We start from the raw sequence: 17,821 nt of genomic DNA on the forward strand, positions 1-17,821 counted from the left end.
TGCCGGTCGGGCCGCCTAGCGGACCGTCACCTGCAAGCGATACGTGCGGCCCGCGTCGATGTTGTCGATGCGGGCCGCAGCCAGTTCAATACCGTCGCAGACCACCACCGTGCGCTCGACTGCACCGCGCCGGATGTCCACCTCGAACGTCGCGCCGCGAAAGCGCCGCGTGACCGTCATGCCGGGCCAGCCGGATGGCAGTTGCGGATTGACCGTCAAGCCATTCGCATCACCCTTCAACCCACACAGGCCTTCGATCAGGCAGCGATACACCCAGGCCACGGTGCCCGTGTTGAACAACTGGCTCGAGCGCCCGGCCGTGCGCGGGTACTCGTGGTACGCGCCGCGGTAGTAGTTCGGGATGAATACCGGCAGCTGGCCGCGCTGCAGGTAGTCGGCCAGGTCCGGACCGGGAATCATCTTGCGCAGCGCGTCGAAAGCGCGGTCTGCTTCGCCGATCGTGTACAGGCTGAAAATGTAGAACACGGCGGCGTGATTGTAGACCGCGCCGTTCTCGGCCGAGCCGGGATGCTTTTGCGTGACGCGCCCAATGTCTTCGCGCATGGCGCTGTAGGGCGGGGCGAACATCTGCACGCCGTAGGGTGTCTTCAGTTGCGCGTCGATCTCGGGCAGCATCTGCGCGCGCTGCGCGTCGTTTGCGGCGCCCGACAGGAACGCCCAGCTTTGCGGGTTCAGGTAGATCCGGCCCTCGGTATCGGCGGCCACGCCGAACTTGACGTCGTCGTCGGTGATGCCGCGTGCGAACCAGCTGCCATCCCACAGGTGCGCGTTGGCCGAGGTGTTCATGGCGGCCGCGCCGTCGCGGTAGCGCGCGTGCATCGCGTCGTCGCCGCGCGCGGCGCAGACATCGGCCCAGAGGTTCAGCGCGTACGCAGCCGCCACGGTCAGCCAGCCCGAGACGCCGCGGCCCTTGTAGCCGACCATGTTCATCGGATCGCACCAGTCGCCCTGTTCGATGTAGGAGAGGCCCCGTGCATCGCGGCGCAGCAAGAGCCAGTCCATCGCCAGGCAGATGCGCTCGAACGCGGATTTGACGTCGCCGCCATGCGCAGTGACCGGCACGTCGAGGATCGCGCTGTCACCCGTTTCATCGAGGTAGGCTTGCAGACACACGGGCAGCCAGACGCAGTGGTCGGTGTGCGGGATCTGGTTGATGTATTTGAGTTCGGCGCCTTCGAACAGCAGGATCCCGTCCGGCATGGCGCCGTTGGCCTCCTGCTGGCTGAGTGCGTGCAGGAAGGTAGCGCGGGCAGCGGCCGGCTTGACGAACACCATGCCCATATTGTCCTGCAGGTAGTTGCGGGTCTGCGGGTCGGTGCTGAGGCGATTGACGTCGCCGTGGTAATACACCTGGCGCGCCAGCCACGTGTTGACGAAGTTGTCCAGCTCGGGGTCGGGCGTGGCGATCTGCAGCACGCCGTCGCCCTCGGCGATGTAGGCAGCGTAGTCGCGGGCGGCAGCGGCAAAGCCTTCTTCGCTCAGGTAGCGCTGGCGCAGCAGGGCAATCTCGGCATCGTCGAACGCAGGGCCGAACAGCAGGCGGCGCGTGGCGGCCTCGCCGGGCGCCAGGGCCAGGCGGTACTGGACGACGGCGGCGGGCGTTTCGTAGCGCGCGTCGCCGCAGGGCAGCAGCGCGGGCGCCAGCGTCGATGGCGCATGCAGGCCGCCTTCGCCTTCGAAGACCTTTTGCCCGGTTTCCCAGGCGTCCGGCGCTTGCTCGCACAGCAGCACCGTGCGGTCTTTCAGCAGGCGATTCTTGAAGAAGTCGTCCAGCTTCTGGTACGGCGTGATGCAGGTTGCGACGATGCCGCCCAGGTCGTGCCGGTACTCTGCCGACTGGTTCATCCACGACATGTAGCCGACCGTGAAGTACGGGTAGATGCTGATGCGGCGCGGGCGCGCCGACAAATTGGTGACGGCCACCGTCCACAGTTCGGCCACGTCGTCGACCGGCAGCGCGAGCGTCAGGTCGATGCGGATGCCCAGCTTTTCAATCGTCCATTGCAGGTCGGTGCGCCCGACCGAGAACGCATAGCGGTCGAGCCCCCCGCGCACCGGTTCGTACGGCGCCGAGAACAGCTCGCCCGTGTCTTCGTCCTTCACGTAGACGAAGCGGCCCGGATGGTGGGCATAGTAATTCTGCTCCGGCTGCATGAACGATTTTGCTTCCATGTTCGGGCCGTGCGAGTATTTGCCGGGTTCGGGCTGCATGAACTGCGCAGTGGCGTAGCCGCGGCAGGTCGTCTGGATCATCATCCTGCGGTTCCACAGGAAGCCGCCCGCCTGCGGCATGGCGGTCGGGCTGGTAAGCACATAGCGGTCGTCTTGCGGGTACAGCATCGGGGCAATCTCCGTTGGATTCATGGCGCCGCCTTGCGCGCGGCCAGTTCGGCGCCCATGCGCGCCAGGGCCTTGGCGTCGAGGTTATACAAGCACATGACCAGCACGGCCACCAGCGCAAAGGCGGCCGGCACGAACGACATCAGCCAGACGATGCCGGCCTGCGAGCCGATGCTCTGCGCCGCGTTGGGCACGTAGCCGAGCCAGGTGAAGACCGCGCCGATGACGCTGACCGCCACCGCGGTGCCGAGCTTTTGCGAGAAGGTCGCGGCGGCGAAGGTCATCGCCGTGGCGCGCCGGCCGGTGCGCCATTCGTTGTAGTCGGCGGTGTCGGCATACATCGAGAACGCCAGCGGTGACTTGGGCCCCAGCACCAGGCCCAGGCCCGCCTGCAGCACGAACATCAGGTCGATCCGATCGGCCGGGATCAGGAAGAACAGCGACGACAACACGGCGGTGCAGCTCATCAACAGGATCATCAGGCGCTTCTTGTCGATGAAGCGCGTGAGCAGCGGCGTGCAGGCCGCGCCGACGGCGGCAAACACCATATAGGTCGGCACGAAGGTCGCCATCAGCTCGGGGCGGCCGACGACGTACTTGAAGTAGTAGGCCGAGGTCGTGGTGCGCAGCGTGATCGTCACCATGATGACCAGGGCCAGCACGAACAGCACGACCCAGGGCCGGTTGGACGCCAGGTCGCGGATATCGCGCCAGACGTCGCTCTTCTGGCCGGGCGGGGGCAGCACGCGTTCGCGCGTATTGAGGAAGGTGATGAGGAACATGACTGATGCGGCCACGCTCCACGCAAGCATCGTCAATTGCCAGCCGCGCACGTCGTCACCAGCGCCGAGCCACGCCACCATCGCCGGCGTGGCGGCCGTCACCAGCGTGCTGCCGGCGAAGGCGAAGATGAAGCGCAGGCCGTTGATCGTCGAGCGCTCCTGCGGATCGTTCGAGATCACGCCCGAGAGCGCGTTGTAGGGGATGTTCACGCAGGTGTAGCAGACCATCATCGCGAGATAGCTGCCGTAGGCCCACAGCAGCTTGCCGTTGGCGTCCAGGTCGGGCGTCGTGTAGGTGAGCACGGCAGCCGCGCCAAGGGGGATCGACATCCAGATCAGGTAGGGGCGGAACTTGCCGAAGCGGGTATTGGTGCGGTCGGCAAAGGCGCCGATCACGGGGTCGGTGAAGGCGTTGATCAGCTTGATCGACGCGAGCAGGGTGGCTGCCTGCGCCGCCGAGATGCCGAACGTGTCGGTGTAGAAGATCAGCAGGAAGGTGGCGATATTGGCCCAATAAAAATTGAAGCCCATGTCGGCCACGCCATAGCTGATCTTTTCTCGCCAGCCGAGGTTGCCGCCCGTCGCCACAGGTGTCTCAGGCCCGCGCTTGAACATTGATTGTCTCCAGATATTTTTATGGTGATGCCAGCATTGAGTGGTAACGCTAACATCGGGCAAGTATGGCGCTGCCGGGATGGCGTGTCAACACACCGCAGCGTGTCGGCGCGCCATACTGAAATATGGTTGTTTTGATCATTGCTCTACACTGCCGGGGCAGCTTGCCATCACACGCTTTGACTAGAGGAGTCGATTGACCACCATGATCCTGCCGGCCCGAATGCAATTCCTGATGAACCGTCTGCGCGAGCGCCTGTGGGTCAAGCCCATGATCGCCTGCGTCCTGTCTGTTGCCGGCGTGGCGCTGGCGCACTTGGTCGACAGCATCCCGATTGACTGGAAGGTGCCGGAAATCGCGCAAGGCTCGATCGTCGACCTGCTCAAGGTCATTGCCGCCAGCATGCTGGGCGTCGCGACGTTCGCCGTTGCCTCGATGGTGGCCGCGTATGCGTCGACCGGGCAGTCGGCCACCGAGCGCGCGTTTCCGCTCGTGATTGCCGATGACGTCTCGCAGAACGCGCTGTCGATCTTTGTCGGCGCCTTCATCTTTGCCATCATCGGCCTGAGCGCGACGACCAACGATTACTTTGGCAAGCCAGGCCGGCTCACCCTGTTCGTGCTGACCCTGCTGACGCTGGTGATCGTCGTGCTCGTGTTCGTGCGCTGGGTCGACAGCATCGCGCGCCTGGGGCGCCTGGGCGCCGTGATTACCCGCGTCGAACGTGCGGCTGCCGAAGCGATGGCGCGCCGCATCCGGTTGCCCTGCATGGGCGGCATGGTGGCCTTCGGGCCACCGGCCGGCCTGGCCTTTCACAGCCAGGCGAGCGGCTACCTGCAGCGGGTGGACATGGATGCCCTGCAGCGCATCGCTGCCGAGCGCAAGCTGCGCATCACGCTGGCCGTTGCGCCCGGCGCGCTGATCGTCTGCTCGCGCCCGATCGGGTACGTGCTGCCCGACGGCGAGGACGCCGGCACGATTGAACCGGACCTGATCGCCAAGGCATTTACCATTGGCCCACTGCGCCAGTTCGACGAAGACCCGGGCTTCGGGCTGGTCGTGCTGACCGAGATCGGCAGCCGCGCGCTGTCCCCGGGCATCAACGATCCCGGCACTGCCATTGTCGTGCTCAATGCGGTCTTCCGGATCTTCGATGCGTGGACCCATCCCGGTTTCAGCGCCGAGCCGGACCATGACCGCGTCGAAGTGCCGCCGCTGTCGCTGGACGACATGTTCAACGATGTCTTCCCCCCACTGGCCCGCGATGGCGCCGGGGTGCTGGAAATCGCGCTGCATCTGCAGTGGGTGTGCGGCGAGCTGGGCCGTTGCGGCGATCCGCACCTGCGCGCCATGGCGCAGTGCCAGGCCGACGAAGCCCTGGCACGCTCGGCAGCTGCACTGGATTTTGCGCCGGACCTGGCGCAACTGCGCCGCCGGCATGCCGATTACTGGGGGCCGGCATGAGGGCTTGTGCCAGCAGGCTGCGCAGCGTTCTCCTGCCCTGGTGTCTTGCGCCGGCGATGCTGATGCCGGCAACCGGCCTGTGCGCAGCAGAACCGGGCGGCATGCTGCCGTTTGCCGGTGAGCTGCACAGTTCGACCAAGGTGTTCCCTGCACGGCTGGCGGCGTTTGCCAGCTGCGCAGATCGCCCGCGCATCTTCGGCAAGGTCGAAGGCAGGCGCTATCGCATCGACCTGCCTGCGGGCACGCGCTGCATGGTCTTTGTCGGTGAACAAGAGTGGGAAGCCATGCCGCTTGTCGTCGAGGATGTCAACGTGACGGTCCCGCTGCCGCTGCTGGTGTACCCGAGGCAGGTGCCGCAACCAGAACTCGCGCGCGAACTGCTCGAACTGGGCAGGGACGACCAGGCATTGCGCGGCGAACATGCGCGCCCGAATGATCCGGACGCCCTCGAACGCCTGCGGGTAGGTGATGCGGCGCGACAGCAGCGGCTGGCGGCGATCATCGCCACCCATGGCTGGCCGACATTGTCGATGGTGGGCTGGGAAGCTGCCAATGCTGCCTGGCTCATCGCCCAGCACGCACCGCTGGCGCGCTTGAAACCGTGGCTCGCGCTGATGCAGGAGGCCGCCACCAGGCACGAGATCGCGCCGTACAACCTGGCGACGTCGATCGACCGTGTCCGCGTGTACGAAGGCAGGAAGCAAATCTACGGCACCCAATACCGTCCGGACGACAAGAAACAGGGGGCGCCGTACCCGATCGAAAACATCGAGCGCCTCGAGCAACGCCGCCTGCAAATGGGCTTGCCACGCAGGTAGCCGCGACAACTTGTTACCAAGTCATGCAATCCGCATGTTGCGACTGGCGGTTTCGGGCGTAAGCTTCGGGTCTGTCCATTGGAGCGATAAGATGACGATAATCCGGATCATGGCGCTGGCTGTTGGCGTGCTCGCCGCGTGTGCGGCGCAGGCGCAGGAACTGCTGCCGGTACAGACGCCGGCCGGCCCGGCGGTGCTCGAGGCCGATCAGCTGCACGAACCCGACCCGTTTGCCGGAACGCGCACGAGCGCGTCGCGCGTGTACAGCGCGAACGTTGCCGCACAACCCAATGACCACATCTTCAAGGGCTTCCGGCGCGATCCGCGGCTGATTGCCGGGGTCAAGGTCGCCCCGCATGTCGCGCTGGAGGCCGGTTACGTCAATCTGCCCGACCGCGGCCTGTACCGGGAAGAGCAGGGCAGGGCCGAGGGAGCGTCGCAGGGGCTCGGCGAGAAAGGCTCGAGCAACCATCTGGCCGTCAAGCTATCGACGCCCGAGGAGGCGCGCCTGTCTGCGTATGCCAAGGCGGGGATCGCGTACAGCGAAATCAAGCGCAGTATCAATGCCGGGCCCGATACATGGGTTCACAACGGCGCTGGTCCGGAAATCGATTCCGGGTCCGATACGGGGCTGTATACGGGCGCTGGTGCCAAACTCAAGCTCGACAAATCAACATCGGTCAACGCCGAGTTCTCGCGGCATGGCGACACGGCCAAGAAGCTTGGCCGTGTCATCCGGGACGGCATCAAGGGCAATATGCAGCTGGGCTTCTGATCCCGTCAGTGCGCCGCTGCGGGCGCCGCCGCGACCGGCGCCGAAGCACGCTTGGCCACCTTGTCGTCACGCAGTTCTTCCGGATCGCGCAGCGGAATCATCAGGAATGCACTGAGCGCATACAGGCCGGCAAAGATCCAGATGATGCCAGCCACGCCCAGCGATGCGCTGAAGATGGCAACAATGGCCGGCCCGACCCAGGTCGATGCACCCGCGCCCAGGCTCAGCACCGACAGTGCGGCAGCGCGGTTTTTCGGCACCAGCAGCGGCATCAGTGCCGACAGGGGCACGAAGCCGCCCAGCGTCATGCCGTACATCGCGCCGAACAGCGCGGCGATGTAGAAGTTACCGATGAACAGCTGCGGCATGTAGAAGAACAGCGGCGTCGTGATGGCGCTGCCGACGGCGCCCATCCAGATCACGGTGTTGCGCAGACCGAAGCGGGTGGCCAGGCGGCTCGAGATGATGTTGCCGGCGATATTGGCGACAAAAATCACCGTCACGAGGCGCAGCCACTGCTCCAGCGTGAAGCCGATGACGTCCATGAAGAAGCCCGGCAACACGATGAAGAAACCGAACATCGACGCGGTGTTGATGGTACGCACGACGCCGCTGAGCGAGGTCTTCGGCTCTTCCCACATGATCGAGACACTGCCCATCAGTGATGTCAGCGGCTTTTCACCAACTGGTGCCAGGCGCTTCGTCCCGGCGGCATCCTTCACGCACAGCAGGGCCAGCGCGGCGCCGGCAATTACCAGGATCAGCGACAGCCAGAACGTGGCCAGCGCACCGATCAATGGCACCGAGAAACTGGCCACCAGCGCGCCGAGAGTCGGCAGGCCGGCTGCATACGCCACCCAGAACCAGCCCATCGCCAGGCCCAGTTTCTTGGCCGGCGTGGCGGCGACAATCCAGACCAGGAAGCCGTAAGCGAACAGCGGATAGCCGAAGCCGCGCAGGGCGTAGCCGGCCAGCATCATCGGATAGCTCATCTGGCCGACGCCGAATGTCAGGAACACCACCTGGAACACGACCCAGATACCGGCGCCGATCAGCATGACTTTCTTCGGCCCCCAGATATTCGACAGCGCACCGGCACACCAGGAACCGATCGCCACTGTCACGCCATACACGGTGAACAGGACCGCAATGTCGGCTTCGACCATGTTTTTCTGGGCCAGGTAAGGCGCCAGATAACCGAGCTCGACGCCATCGCCGATCATGAAGACCAGCAGGCCGACGAAGCCCCACAGCAGTGAGCGGGGAATCCCGAGTTTTTCGCACAGCCTGTCAAGGATGCCCGGTTGGGAAGAGGGAAGATGTGGCGATGCCGTTGGCATGCGGTTTGTTGTTGGAGACAAATTAGCACCTGCAAAATCGTGGCGTTCGTGAACGCGATGGGCGACCCGGAAGGGGCGAAGTGCGCGCAGCGGGGGCGCGTAATAGGGCAGTTCCGGAGAGGAACTCAGGGCAAGGATGCCCGTGACATGCCGTGGGAACGGCAAGCAACGACACGTGACCGCGCCATTGCGTGAGACCGGAGTTGATCTTTCCAAATAGTATCACATTTGCACAAATGTGTTAACTTGTTAGTGAATTTCGTGCGGATGTGCGACGTTGTTGAAAGATACGCTCAGGATGTAAAAAACCGCCGTGCCCGGAGCGGGGACGGCGGTTTTTGCAGGCAGTGGCTGGAAGCTCAGAACTCTTCCCACTCCGCTTCATTCATCTTGGATGTGGCGACCGGCTTGCTGGCTGGCTTGGTTGCCGGCTTTTCTGCGGCCTTGCTCACTGGCTCCTCTGCAGGCGTAGCAGCAGGCTTGGCCGTCGCACGCGGCGCCGGCTTGCTCAGCGCCGGCCGTGCCGGTGGCGGACGCTTGACGGGTGCGCTGGCGACGACGGGCGTCGTGTGCGCGGCATCGAGCTTGAACACATCGACCACCTGCGCCAGGCGCTTGGCCTGATCCTGCAGCGATGCCGTGGCGGCGGTGGCTTCTTCGACCAGTGCGGCGTTCTGCTGGGTCGCGTTGTCCATCTGGCCCATGGCCTGATTCACCTGGTCGATGCCGGTGATCTGCTCCTGGCTGGCCGACGAGATCTCGCCCATGATGTCGGTCACGCGGCGGATCGAGTCCACCACTTCGCGCATCGTCGCGCCGGTCTGGTCGACCAGCTTGGTGCCGGTGTCGACCTTCTCGACCGAGTCGCCGATCAGGCCCTTGATTTCCTTGGCGGCGGCTGCCGAGCGCTGCGCCAGCGTGCGCACTTCGGACGCGACGACGGCAAAGCCGCGGCCCTGCTCGCCGGCGCGTGCTGCTTCCACGGCAGCGTTCAAGGCCAGGATATTGGTCTGGAACGCGATGCCGTCGATGACGCTGATGATGTCGACGATCTTGCGCGACGACTCGTTGATCGAGCCCATCGTGGCGACCACTTGGTCGACCGAGGCGCCGGCCTGCGTCGCGACGCTCGAGGCAGCAATCGCCAGCTGATTGGCCTGGCGCGCATTGTCGGCGTTCTGGCGCACGGTGCCCGTCAGTTCTTCCATCGAGGCAGCGGTTTCTTCCAGCGCTGCGGCCTGCTGTTCGGTGCGGCTCGACAGGTCGAAACTGCCGGCGGCGATTTCGCCCGAGGCGCCGCTGATGGTCTGGGTGCCGGTGCGCACTTCGTCGACGATCCTGGCCAGGCTGGCATTCATATTACCCAGCGCGCGCAGCAGGGCGCCCGTTTCATCGCTGGCGCTGCTGTCGATGCGCACGGTCAGGTCGCCGGCGGCGACTTGTTCGGCAGCTTGCACGGCGCGGCGCAGCGGCCCGGTGATCGAGCGGGTCAGCAGCCAGGCGAAGACGCCGCCCAGCAGCAGGGCGCCGGCTGCCAGCGAACCGATGACGACCTTGCCCCGAGCGGCGGTGCCGGCAATCATTGCGGCGCTGTCGCTGATGTGCTTTTGCTGCAGGTTGACCAGGTCGTGGACGCGCTCTTCATACGCCTTGGCGGCCGGCGTGAATTGCTGGTTCAGGATCTGTTCAGCCAGTTCGGTATTGCCCTCGCCCTTGGCCTTGACGGCGCCGTCGCGTGCCTTGCTGTAGGCGGCGCGGTGTTCCATCACCGACTTGAACAGGGCCGTTTCCTCGTCACCCGTAATCAACGGTTCGATCTTCTTGACCAGATCGGCCGACAGCTTGCCGGTGGCCGCCGCGTCTTCCTTGAAGTACGCGGTCAGCGAGCCATCGCTGCTCTTGACGATGGCGGCGGTGCGGCGCACGGCGGCGAAAATCTGCGTGTACCACTCGGCGATCATGCGTTCTTTCGCGAGTGGCTCGGCCAGGATGATCTGCGTTTCCTGCGCAACCTGGTTCAGTCGCCAGACGCCAACGGTCGCGATGATGACCGTCATCAAGAGGGTCACTAAGAACCCTGCTGCCAGTCGCGTTCCGATATTGAGTTTGATGAAGTTGCCCATGTTTTGATCTGCGTGAAGTAGGTGAATGCGGCGCGGTCAGGGACCGGGGATGAGTGACCCGCCGACTGTCTCGACCGGCGTTGTAATTTACTTAAAGTTTAAAGTTGCTTGTGACAATTATTGCCCAAGTGAAACGAAAATGCACCCAGAATGAGTGGTAATTTGTGGTTTTGTGACCGGCCAGCGACAGTACTGCCAGAGAAGTTAACGCCTTGATATGAGGCGATATTTGCCGCTATAAGGTATAATTTCTATTTCCCGCGTGTGCCGTTCGGCACCATCAGCACAATGACCAAATTCGTATTCGTCACTGGCGGCGTCGTCTCTTCCCTGGGCAAAGGGATTGCAGCCGCCTCCCTCGCCGCAATCCTCGAGAGCCGCGGTCTCAAAGTCACCATGCTCAAGCTCGATCCGTACATCAACGTCGATCCGGGCACCATGAGTCCAACCCAGCACGGCGAAGTCTTCGTCACCGACGACGGCGCCGAGACTGACCTCGACCTTGGCCACTACGAGCGTTTCATCAGCACCCGCATGAAAAAGGTGAATAATTTCACCACGGGCCAGATCTATGAATCGGTGATCCGCAAGGAACGTCGTGGCGAATACCTCGGCAAGACCGTGCAGGTGATCCCGCACATCACCAACGAGATCCAGGATTACATCCGTCGCGGCGCCGAAGGCGTCGACGTGGCGCTGGTCGAAATCGGCGGCACCGTCGGCGACATCGAGTCGCTGCCGTTTCTCGAAGCCGCGCGCCAGCTGTCGCTGCGTTCGGGCCGCAAGGGCGCCGCATTCGTGCACCTGACGCTCGTGCCGTTCATCGCCTCGGCCGGCGAACTCAAGACCAAGCCGACCCAGCATAGCGTGCAGAAGCTGCGCGAAATCGGCATCTCGCCCAACGCGCTGCTGTGCCGCGCCGACCGCCCGATCCCGGACGACGAGCGTGCCAAGATTTCGCTGTTCGCCAACGTCGAAGAGCAGGCCGTCATCTCGGTGTGGGACGTCGACACCATCTACAAGGTGCCGCAAGTGCTGTGCGACCAGGGCCTGGATGACATCATCCTCGAAGCCCTTGGCCTGGACGCACCAAAAGCCGACCTGTCGATGTGGACCAAGCTGATTCACACGCTCGAGAATCCAAAGCACGAAGTCACGATCGGCATGGTCGGCAAGTACGTCGACCTGATCGAGTCGTACAAGTCGCTGACCGAAGCGCTGCGCCACGCCGGCATCCATACCGAGAGCCGCGTCAACATCGAGTATCTCGATTCCGAAGAAATCGAGACCCGCGGCTGCGACCACCTGGCCAAGTACGATGCGATCCTGGTGCCGGGCGGCTTCGGCAAGCGCGGCGTCGAAGGCAAGATCGCTGCTGCCCGCTACGCCCGCGAAAACAAGATCCCGTACCTGGGCATCTGCCTGGGCATGCAGGTTGCGCTGATCGAGTACGCACGCAATATGGCGGGCCTGGCCAACGCCAACTCGACCGAATTCGATCCTGAAACCGACCAGCCGGTCGTGGCCCTGATCACCGAGTGGCAAAACCACGACGGCAAGGTCGAAAAGCGCGACACCAACTCGAACCTGGGCGGCACGATGCGCCTGGGCGCGCAGACCTGCGCCGTCAACCCGGGCACGCTGGCTGCTGAAATCTACGGCAACGTCGTCACCGAGCGTCACCGTCACCGCTACGAAGGCAACAACCACTACCTGCCAAAGGTCGAGGCTGCCGGCCTGACCGTGTCGGCGCGTACGCCGAACGAAGACCTGTGCGAAATCATGGAGTTGCCACGTACCGGCGCGAACTCGCACCCTTGGTATATGGGCGTGCAGTTCCACCCCGAGTTCAAGTCGACGCCGCGTAATGGCCACCCGCTGTTCACGTCGTTCATCAGGGCCGCCCTGGCGCACCAGGCATCGAACACCAACACTGCCGCCAACGTTGAACTGGCTGCACCAGCACTCCAAGGAGACGCAGCATGAAACTCGCCGGATTCGACGTCGGCCTCGAGCACCCGATCTTCCTGATCGCCGGCACCTGCGTGATCGAATCGCGCCAGATGGCGATGGACACGGCGGGTACGCTCAAGGAAATCACCGCGGCACTGGGTATCCCGTTCATCTACAAATCGTCGTTCGACAAGGCCAATCGCTCGTCGGGCAAATCGTTCCGCGGCCCTGGTATTGACAAGGGCCTCGAGATCCTGGCCGACGTGCGCCGCGAAATCGGTGTGCCGGTCTTGACCGACGTGCATGACGCCGAGATGATCCCGCATGTCGCGAGCATCGTCGACGTGCTGCAAACGCCGGCGTTCCTGTGCCGCCAGACCGATTTCATCAACGCCTGCGCGCGTTCGGGCAAGCCGGTCAATATCAAGAAGGGCCAGTTCCTGGCCCCGGGCGACATGAAGAACGTCATCGACAAGGCGCGCGCCGCTGCGCGCGACGCCGGCCTCGAAGAAGACAATTTCATGGCCTGCGAGCGCGGCGTCTCGTTCGGCTACAACAACCTGGTCTCGGACATGCGTGGCCTGGCCATCATGCGCGAATCGAACTGCCCGGTCGTGTTCGATGCGACCCACTCGGTGCAGCTGCCGGGCGGGCAGGGCACGTCGTCGGGCGGCCAGCGCGAGCACATTCCTGTGCTGTCGCGCGCCGCCGTGGCGTCGGGTATTGCCGGCCTGTTCATGGAAACGCACCCGGATCCGGCCAATGCGATGTCGGATGGTCCGAATGCGGTGCCGCTGGCGCGCATGAAGGAGCTCCTGACGACGCTGGTCGAGATCGACCGCGTCGTCAAGAAGTCGCCATTCCTGGAATTCGACTTCAAGTAACCGTTCAGGTTTGGATGCACCGTGTTGCGGGTATCCCTGGGGGGACCCGGAGCACGGTGGTCCCCCCAAGATTACCTACCTTCTGGAGACTGAGAAACATGAGTGCTATCGTTGATATCATCGGCCGCGAAATCCTGGATTCGCGCGGTAACCCTACCGTCGAATGTGACGTCCTGCTCGAATCGGGCGTGATGGGCCGTGCGGCAGTGCCGTCGGGCGCATCGACCGGCTCGCGCGAAGCGATCGAACTGCGTGACGGCGATCCGAAGCGCTACTTCGGCAAAGGCGTGCTGCAAGCCTGCGAAAATATCAACACCGAGATTTCCGAAGCGATCATGGGCCTGGACGCGAACGAGCAAGCGTTCCTGGACCGCACCCTGATCGATCTCGACGGCACCGAAAACAAGAGCCGCCTGGGCGCCAATGCCATGCTGGCCGTGTCGATGGCCGTGGCCAAGGCCGCCGCCGAAGAAGCAGGCCTGCCGCTGTACCGCTACTTCGGCGGTTCGGGCGCGATGCAGATGCCAGTGCCGATGATGAACGTCATCAACGGCGGCGCGCACGCCGACAACAACCTGGACATCCAGGAATTCATGATCATCCCGGTGGGCGCCCCATCGTTCAAGGAAGCCATCCGCTACGGCGCCGAGGTCTTCCACACGCTCAAGAAAATCCTGCACGCACGCGGCCTGAACACGGCAGTCGGCGACGAAGGCGGTTTCGCCCCGTCGGTGGCCAACCATGAAGAAGCCATCAAGCTGATCATGGAAGCGATCGAGCAGGCTGGCTACGTCGCCGGCAAGGACATCGCGCTGGGCCTGGATTGCGCCGCCAGCGAGTTCTACAAGGATGGCCGCTACGTGCTCGAAGGCGAAGGCGGCCTGAGCCTGTCGGCAGCCGACTTCACCAACATGCTCGCGACCTGGTGCGACAAGTACCCGATCATCTCGATCGAAGACGCAATGCACGAAGGCGACTGGGAAGGCTGGGCCACCCTGACCGCCGCACTGGGCAAGAAGGTCCAGCTGGTGGGCGACGACCTGTTCGTCACCAACACCAAGATCCTGAAAGAGGGCATCCAGAAGGGCATCGCCAACTCGATCCTCATCAAGATCAACCAGATTGGCACGCTGACTGAAACGTTTGCCGCCATCGAGATGGCCAAGCGCGCCGGATACACCGCTGTGATCTCGCACCGCTCGGGCGAAACCGAAGATTCGACCATTGCCGATATCGCGGTGGGCCTGAATGCGCTGCAGATCAAGACCGGTTCGCTGTCGCGTTCGGACCGCATGGCCAAGTACAACCAGTTGCTGCGCATCGAGGAAGACCTGGGCGACATCGCCAGCTACCCGGGCCGTGACGCGTTTTACAACCTGAAGTAATCCCCTGGGGCCGACGCGCGGGATGGGGTCATCCCACCCGCGCGTCGGCTTTTTCATCTCCTTCGTTTTTCACCATGCGCCTGATCACGATTGCCCTGGCTGTTCTGCTCGTGCTGATCCAGTATCCCCTCTGGCTTGGCAAGGGCGGCTGGCTGTCCGTGGCCGACATGCAGAACCAGGTCGAAACCACGCGCATCAAGACCGAGCAGCTCGCCGCGCGCAACAGCAAGCTCGATTCCGAAGTCGATGACCTGACCGAAGGCACCGGCGCCGTCGAAGAGCGTGCGCGCTACGACCTGGGCATGATCAAGCAGAACGAGATTTTCGTGCAGGTGCTGCGCAAGAATGAAATCCCGGTCGAATCGATGACCGTGCCGCCACCACCACCACCGCCGAAACCGGGCGCCAAGCCAACCGGCGCTGCCGCACACTGAGCCAACTATCATGCTTGATGAAACTACCCCGATCGACCCCGCCAGCCTCGATTCGCTCGACGCGATCGCAGACTGCCTGGCCGAAGCGTTCGAAGATGGCGATGGCGCCGTGATTACGGCAGCCCTGCAGGCAGTGGCGCAAGCGCCCGCCCTGGGCGAGCTGGCCGCCAGCGTGGGCATGCCGCGCGACGCGCTGCAGGCGGCGATGACGGCAGGGGAGTTCGATATGGACCTGACCCTCGAAATCATGAAGGTCGTCGACCTGCACATGAGTGGCGGGAAATAAGGCTGACGACGCGCTCTTCGTCTCTTCTCCACATATGCAAAAACGTCGTTCCAGCTGAGGCTGGAACGACGTNGACTGCGACGATGCGTCGCCCTGCTCGTGGCCTGCGCCCTGTTCCAGGAATGCGCGCAGCATCCATGCATTTTTCTCGTGCACTTCCATGCGGGTCGACAGCATGTCGGCGGTCGGGAAATCGTCGATTTCGTCAGCAATACGCACGGCAGCACGCGCGGTGCGGATCACGGCTTCCTGGCCTTCGACCAGTTGACGGATCATCTCTTTGGCCGACGGCACGTCGGTTTCTTCGGTGATGGTCGACAGTTCGACATAACGCTTGTAGGTGCCTGGTGCGAAGTGGCCCAGTGCGCGGATACGCTCGGCGATATCGTCCAGTGCGGTCCACAGTTCGGTGTACTGCTCCTGGAACATCACGTGCAGGGTCTGGAACATCGGACCGGTCACGTTCCAGTGGAAGTTGTGGGTCTTGAGGTACAGCATGTAGCTGTCGGCCAGCACGGTCGAGAGCGATTCGACGATTTTTGCGCGGTCTTCGGTGTTGATGCCAATATCGATGTTCATGTGTATTTCTCCATTAGTCAGTGATATTCATGTGGTGCCACTGTCTGAAAATGCAACAGTATCAAACAAGCATCAGCTTACCACCATGACCGAATCGCCGCAGGACGGTACGAGGTGTGTGACGAAGGGTGAGAATTGGCGCGCGCCGGTCGCGCAGACTGATTTGTTTCTGATAACAAAGGTCATCACATGACGTCGCAACGCGCGGTAGTGGCACTGGTTCTGGTACTTTCCGGCCCGGCATGGGCGCAGGTAACGCCACCCGAAGCCAGCATGGAAACGAAGGTCGAAGTCAGTGGCGTCAAGGATCCCGAGCTACGCCCCTACCGCATCATGTCGCGTGGGCTGGACGCGTTCGACAAGCACCATGGCCTCGCGCCAAGCGCCAGTCTGCGCTTTGAATTGAAGAACCAGGATGGCACGACCCAGTCGCCGGACGGCCTCGCGCTGCGCCTGTCCGGCGACACGGTGGACCTTCCGCTTGCGCTCGACAGCGATGCGACGTTCATTTTGCCGCGCAGCCAGGAAGCATTCGACGACAATGCCGACCTGGTTTTGAACCGTAAAAAATCGCGGATGCGCTGGCGTCCGCGCGTGCGCAGCCCCGGCGTGCCGGACAACGCGCGCCGGCTGGGCGACATGCGGCTCGAATGCGAAGTGGCGTGGGCAGTGATGAAGGACGAGATCGGCATTGTGATGCGCAGCGCCATGGCGGTCGTTGGCGGGATGTGTCATGCGCCGATGACGGCGCTGTACTATCGCGCGCCAAAGCGGCTCGAAGCGGCGCGCCTGACATCGGGCGAGCGCAGCAGGCTACTGACGCTGAGCGAAGATCATCACAGCTTTATCGTTCCGGTGCGCAGCAAGGAGTGGGACAACGACAGCCTGATTACCTACGAATTCGCAGCCGATGCGCAGCAGGCCGCGCCGCTGCAGGCCGCTCAATAAGAACAGGGCGCCGAAGCGCCCTGAATGGTCCGACAGTGCCGGCGCAAGGCCGGCCTGTCGACAATCTGGTGAGTTGTCTTAGTGCGTGCTATTAGTGCGTGCTGCCGCTCGGCGGGATCAAGGTCTGGGCTGCGGTATCGACGGCAAACAGCTGCGCGCAATCGACCTTGTCGAACGAGTAGTGCTTGCCGCAGAAATCGCAGTTGATGCCCAGTTCGCCCAGCTCTTCCAGCGCCGTTTCCACTTCTGGCTGGCCCAGCATCTTGAGCATGTTGCCGACCTTTTCACGGTTGCAGCTGCAGTGGAACTGTGGGTGCATCGGATCGAACACGCGGATCGTCTCTTCCCAGAACAGGCGGTGCAGCAGCGTCGAGATGTCGGTCGACAGCAGCTCTTCGTGCTTGAGCGTGCCGCCCAGCGCTGCGGCGCGGTTCCACGTTTCCAGGTCTTCCGCTTCGGATGCCTGCTTGGTCTGGTCTTCGCCACCGCTGTGACGCGGCAGCTTTTGCAGCAGCATGCCGCGCGCGACCTTGTCGTCGGCGGCGACCCACAGGCGCGTGTCGAGCTGCTCCGAACGCAGCATGTAGTTTTCGATGACCGTGGCGACGTCGTCGCCGTCCAGCGGCACGATGCCCTGGTACGGCTGCTGGCCCGGCATCTTTTCAAGCGGGTCGAGCGTGATCACGAAACGGCCCGTGCCCTGCACATTGACCAGCTGGCCGAGCATGGCGTCGTCGGTGACATCGACGTCCGGCGCCAGCTTGGCTGTGGCGCGCATGCGCAGGTCGGCGTCGCATTCGACGACAAGCAGGCGCACCGGGCCGTCGCCATGGATCTGCATCACGATCGAGCCGTTGAACTTGAGGTTGGCCGACAGCAGGGCGCAGGCGGCGACCATCTCGCCCAGCACCGAGCGCACCGCTTTCGGGTAGCCGTGGCGCGCCTGGATCTCGCGCCAGGTGTCGGAAATCTCGACCAGCTCGCCGCGCACGGCGGCGTTGTCGAAGATGAATTTTTGCAGCGTGTCGCCGGTAGTGCTCGTGATGTCAATCGTGGTATCTGGTGTCGTCATT

The 17,821-nt window shown here is 63.5% G+C and carries 15 protein-coding genes; 9 read left to right on the plus strand and 6 right to left on the minus strand.

The annotated features are described in order from the left end of the window. Positions 1 to 15: 15 nt before the first annotated feature. A complete protein-coding gene (locus IFU00_04805; protein MBD8541604.1) occupies positions 16 to 2,361 on the minus strand; it encodes an NdvB protein in 2,346 nt (781 codons plus the stop codon). Between the two features lie 20 nt (positions 2,362 to 2,381). Then, complete coding sequence (locus IFU00_04810) at positions 2,382 to 3,758, minus strand: MFS transporter (protein ID MBD8541605.1); 1,377 nt, start codon at positions 3,756 to 3,758, stop codon at positions 2,382 to 2,384. Positions 3,759 to 3,969: 211 nt separating this feature from the next. Here IFU00_04810 and IFU00_04815 point away from each other — a divergent pair, with 211 nt between their 5' ends. The 3 genes from IFU00_04815 (at position 3,970) to IFU00_04825 (ending at position 6,816) form a co-directional block, all read left to right on the plus strand. Continuing rightward, entirely contained in the window at positions 3,970 to 5,223 is a 1,254-nt protein-coding gene (locus tag IFU00_04815; GenBank protein ID MBD8541606.1) for a DUF2254 domain-containing protein, read from the plus strand. A gap of 62 nt (positions 5,224 to 5,285) precedes the next feature. Beyond that, positions 5,286 to 6,041 carry a hypothetical protein gene (locus IFU00_04820; protein MBD8541607.1) on the plus strand — a complete coding sequence of 252 codons (756 nt, stop codon included), beginning with the start codon at positions 5,286 to 5,288 and terminating at the stop codon, positions 6,039 to 6,041. Positions 6,042 to 6,132: 91 nt separating this feature from the next. After that, entirely contained in the window at positions 6,133 to 6,816 is a 684-nt protein-coding gene (locus IFU00_04825) for a hypothetical protein (protein MBD8541608.1), read from the plus strand. Positions 6,817 to 6,821: 5 nt separating this feature from the next. On the opposite strand, the gene IFU00_04830 is transcribed toward IFU00_04825, so the two are convergent. Together IFU00_04830 and IFU00_04835 are read right to left on the minus strand one after the other, a co-directional pair. Beyond that, positions 6,822 to 8,072 (minus strand): MFS transporter, encoded by a 1,251-nt coding sequence (locus tag IFU00_04830; protein ID MBD8541609.1) that lies wholly within the window; start codon positions 8,070 to 8,072, stop codon positions 6,822 to 6,824. 443 nt (positions 8,073 to 8,515) lie between these two features. Beyond that, on the minus strand, positions 8,516 to 10,279 hold the full coding sequence (locus tag IFU00_04835) for an MCP four helix bundle domain-containing protein (protein MBD8541610.1): 1,764 nt from the start codon (positions 10,277 to 10,279) through the stop codon (positions 8,516 to 8,518). 288 nt (positions 10,280 to 10,567) lie between these two features. On the opposite strand from IFU00_04835, the gene IFU00_04840 reads away from it, so the two are divergent. The 5 genes from IFU00_04840 (at position 10,568) to IFU00_04860 (ending at position 15,221) form a co-directional block, all read left to right on the plus strand. Then, the gene (locus IFU00_04840; GenBank protein ID MBD8541611.1) at positions 10,568 to 12,265 is read left to right on the plus strand and encodes a CTP synthase; all 1,698 of its coding nucleotides are present in this window, start codon (positions 10,568 to 10,570) and stop codon (positions 12,263 to 12,265) included. Then, the gene (gene kdsA, locus IFU00_04845; GenBank protein ID MBD8541612.1) at positions 12,262 to 13,116 is read left to right on the plus strand and encodes a 3-deoxy-8-phosphooctulonate synthase; all 855 of its coding nucleotides are present in this window, start codon (positions 12,262 to 12,264) and stop codon (positions 13,114 to 13,116) included. Before IFU00_04840 ends, kdsA begins: the two co-directional genes overlap by 4 nt. Positions 13,117 to 13,214: 98 nt before the next feature. Next, on the plus strand, positions 13,215 to 14,501 hold the full coding sequence (eno, locus tag IFU00_04850; protein ID MBD8541613.1) for a phosphopyruvate hydratase: 1,287 nt from the start codon (positions 13,215 to 13,217) through the stop codon (positions 14,499 to 14,501). A 74-nt stretch (positions 14,502 to 14,575) separates the two neighbouring features. Continuing rightward, positions 14,576 to 14,935: a cell division protein FtsB gene (gene ftsB, locus IFU00_04855; GenBank protein ID MBD8541614.1), complete on the plus strand. Its 360-nt coding sequence runs from the start codon at positions 14,576 to 14,578 to the stop codon at positions 14,933 to 14,935. A gap of 10 nt (positions 14,936 to 14,945) precedes the next feature. Beyond that, positions 14,946 to 15,221, plus strand: coding sequence for a hypothetical protein (locus tag IFU00_04860; GenBank protein MBD8541615.1), 276 nt, complete (start codon positions 14,946 to 14,948; stop codon positions 15,219 to 15,221). A 73-nt stretch (positions 15,222 to 15,294) separates the two neighbouring features. On the opposite strand, the gene IFU00_04865 is transcribed toward IFU00_04860, so the two are convergent. Beyond that, the coding region (locus IFU00_04865; GenBank protein ID MBD8541616.1) for a DNA starvation/stationary phase protection protein at positions 15,295 to 15,800 on the minus strand (506 nt) is incomplete at its 3' end. A gap of 189 nt (positions 15,801 to 15,989) precedes the next feature. On the opposite strand from IFU00_04865, the gene IFU00_04870 reads away from it, so the two are divergent. After that, positions 15,990 to 16,748: a hypothetical protein gene (locus tag IFU00_04870; GenBank protein ID MBD8541617.1), complete on the plus strand. Its 759-nt coding sequence runs from the start codon at positions 15,990 to 15,992 to the stop codon at positions 16,746 to 16,748. Positions 16,749 to 16,839: 91 nt separating this feature from the next. On the opposite strand, the gene hslO is transcribed toward IFU00_04870, so the two are convergent. Further along, complete coding sequence (hslO, locus tag IFU00_04875) at positions 16,840 to 17,820, minus strand: Hsp33 family molecular chaperone HslO (protein ID MBD8541618.1); 981 nt, start codon at positions 17,818 to 17,820, stop codon at positions 16,840 to 16,842. Position 17,821 lies beyond the last annotated feature (1 nt).

It is taken from the genome of Oxalobacteraceae sp. CFBP 8761, from assembly GCA_014841595.1.
Lineage (GTDB): Bacteria > Pseudomonadota > Gammaproteobacteria > Burkholderiales > Burkholderiaceae_D > Telluria.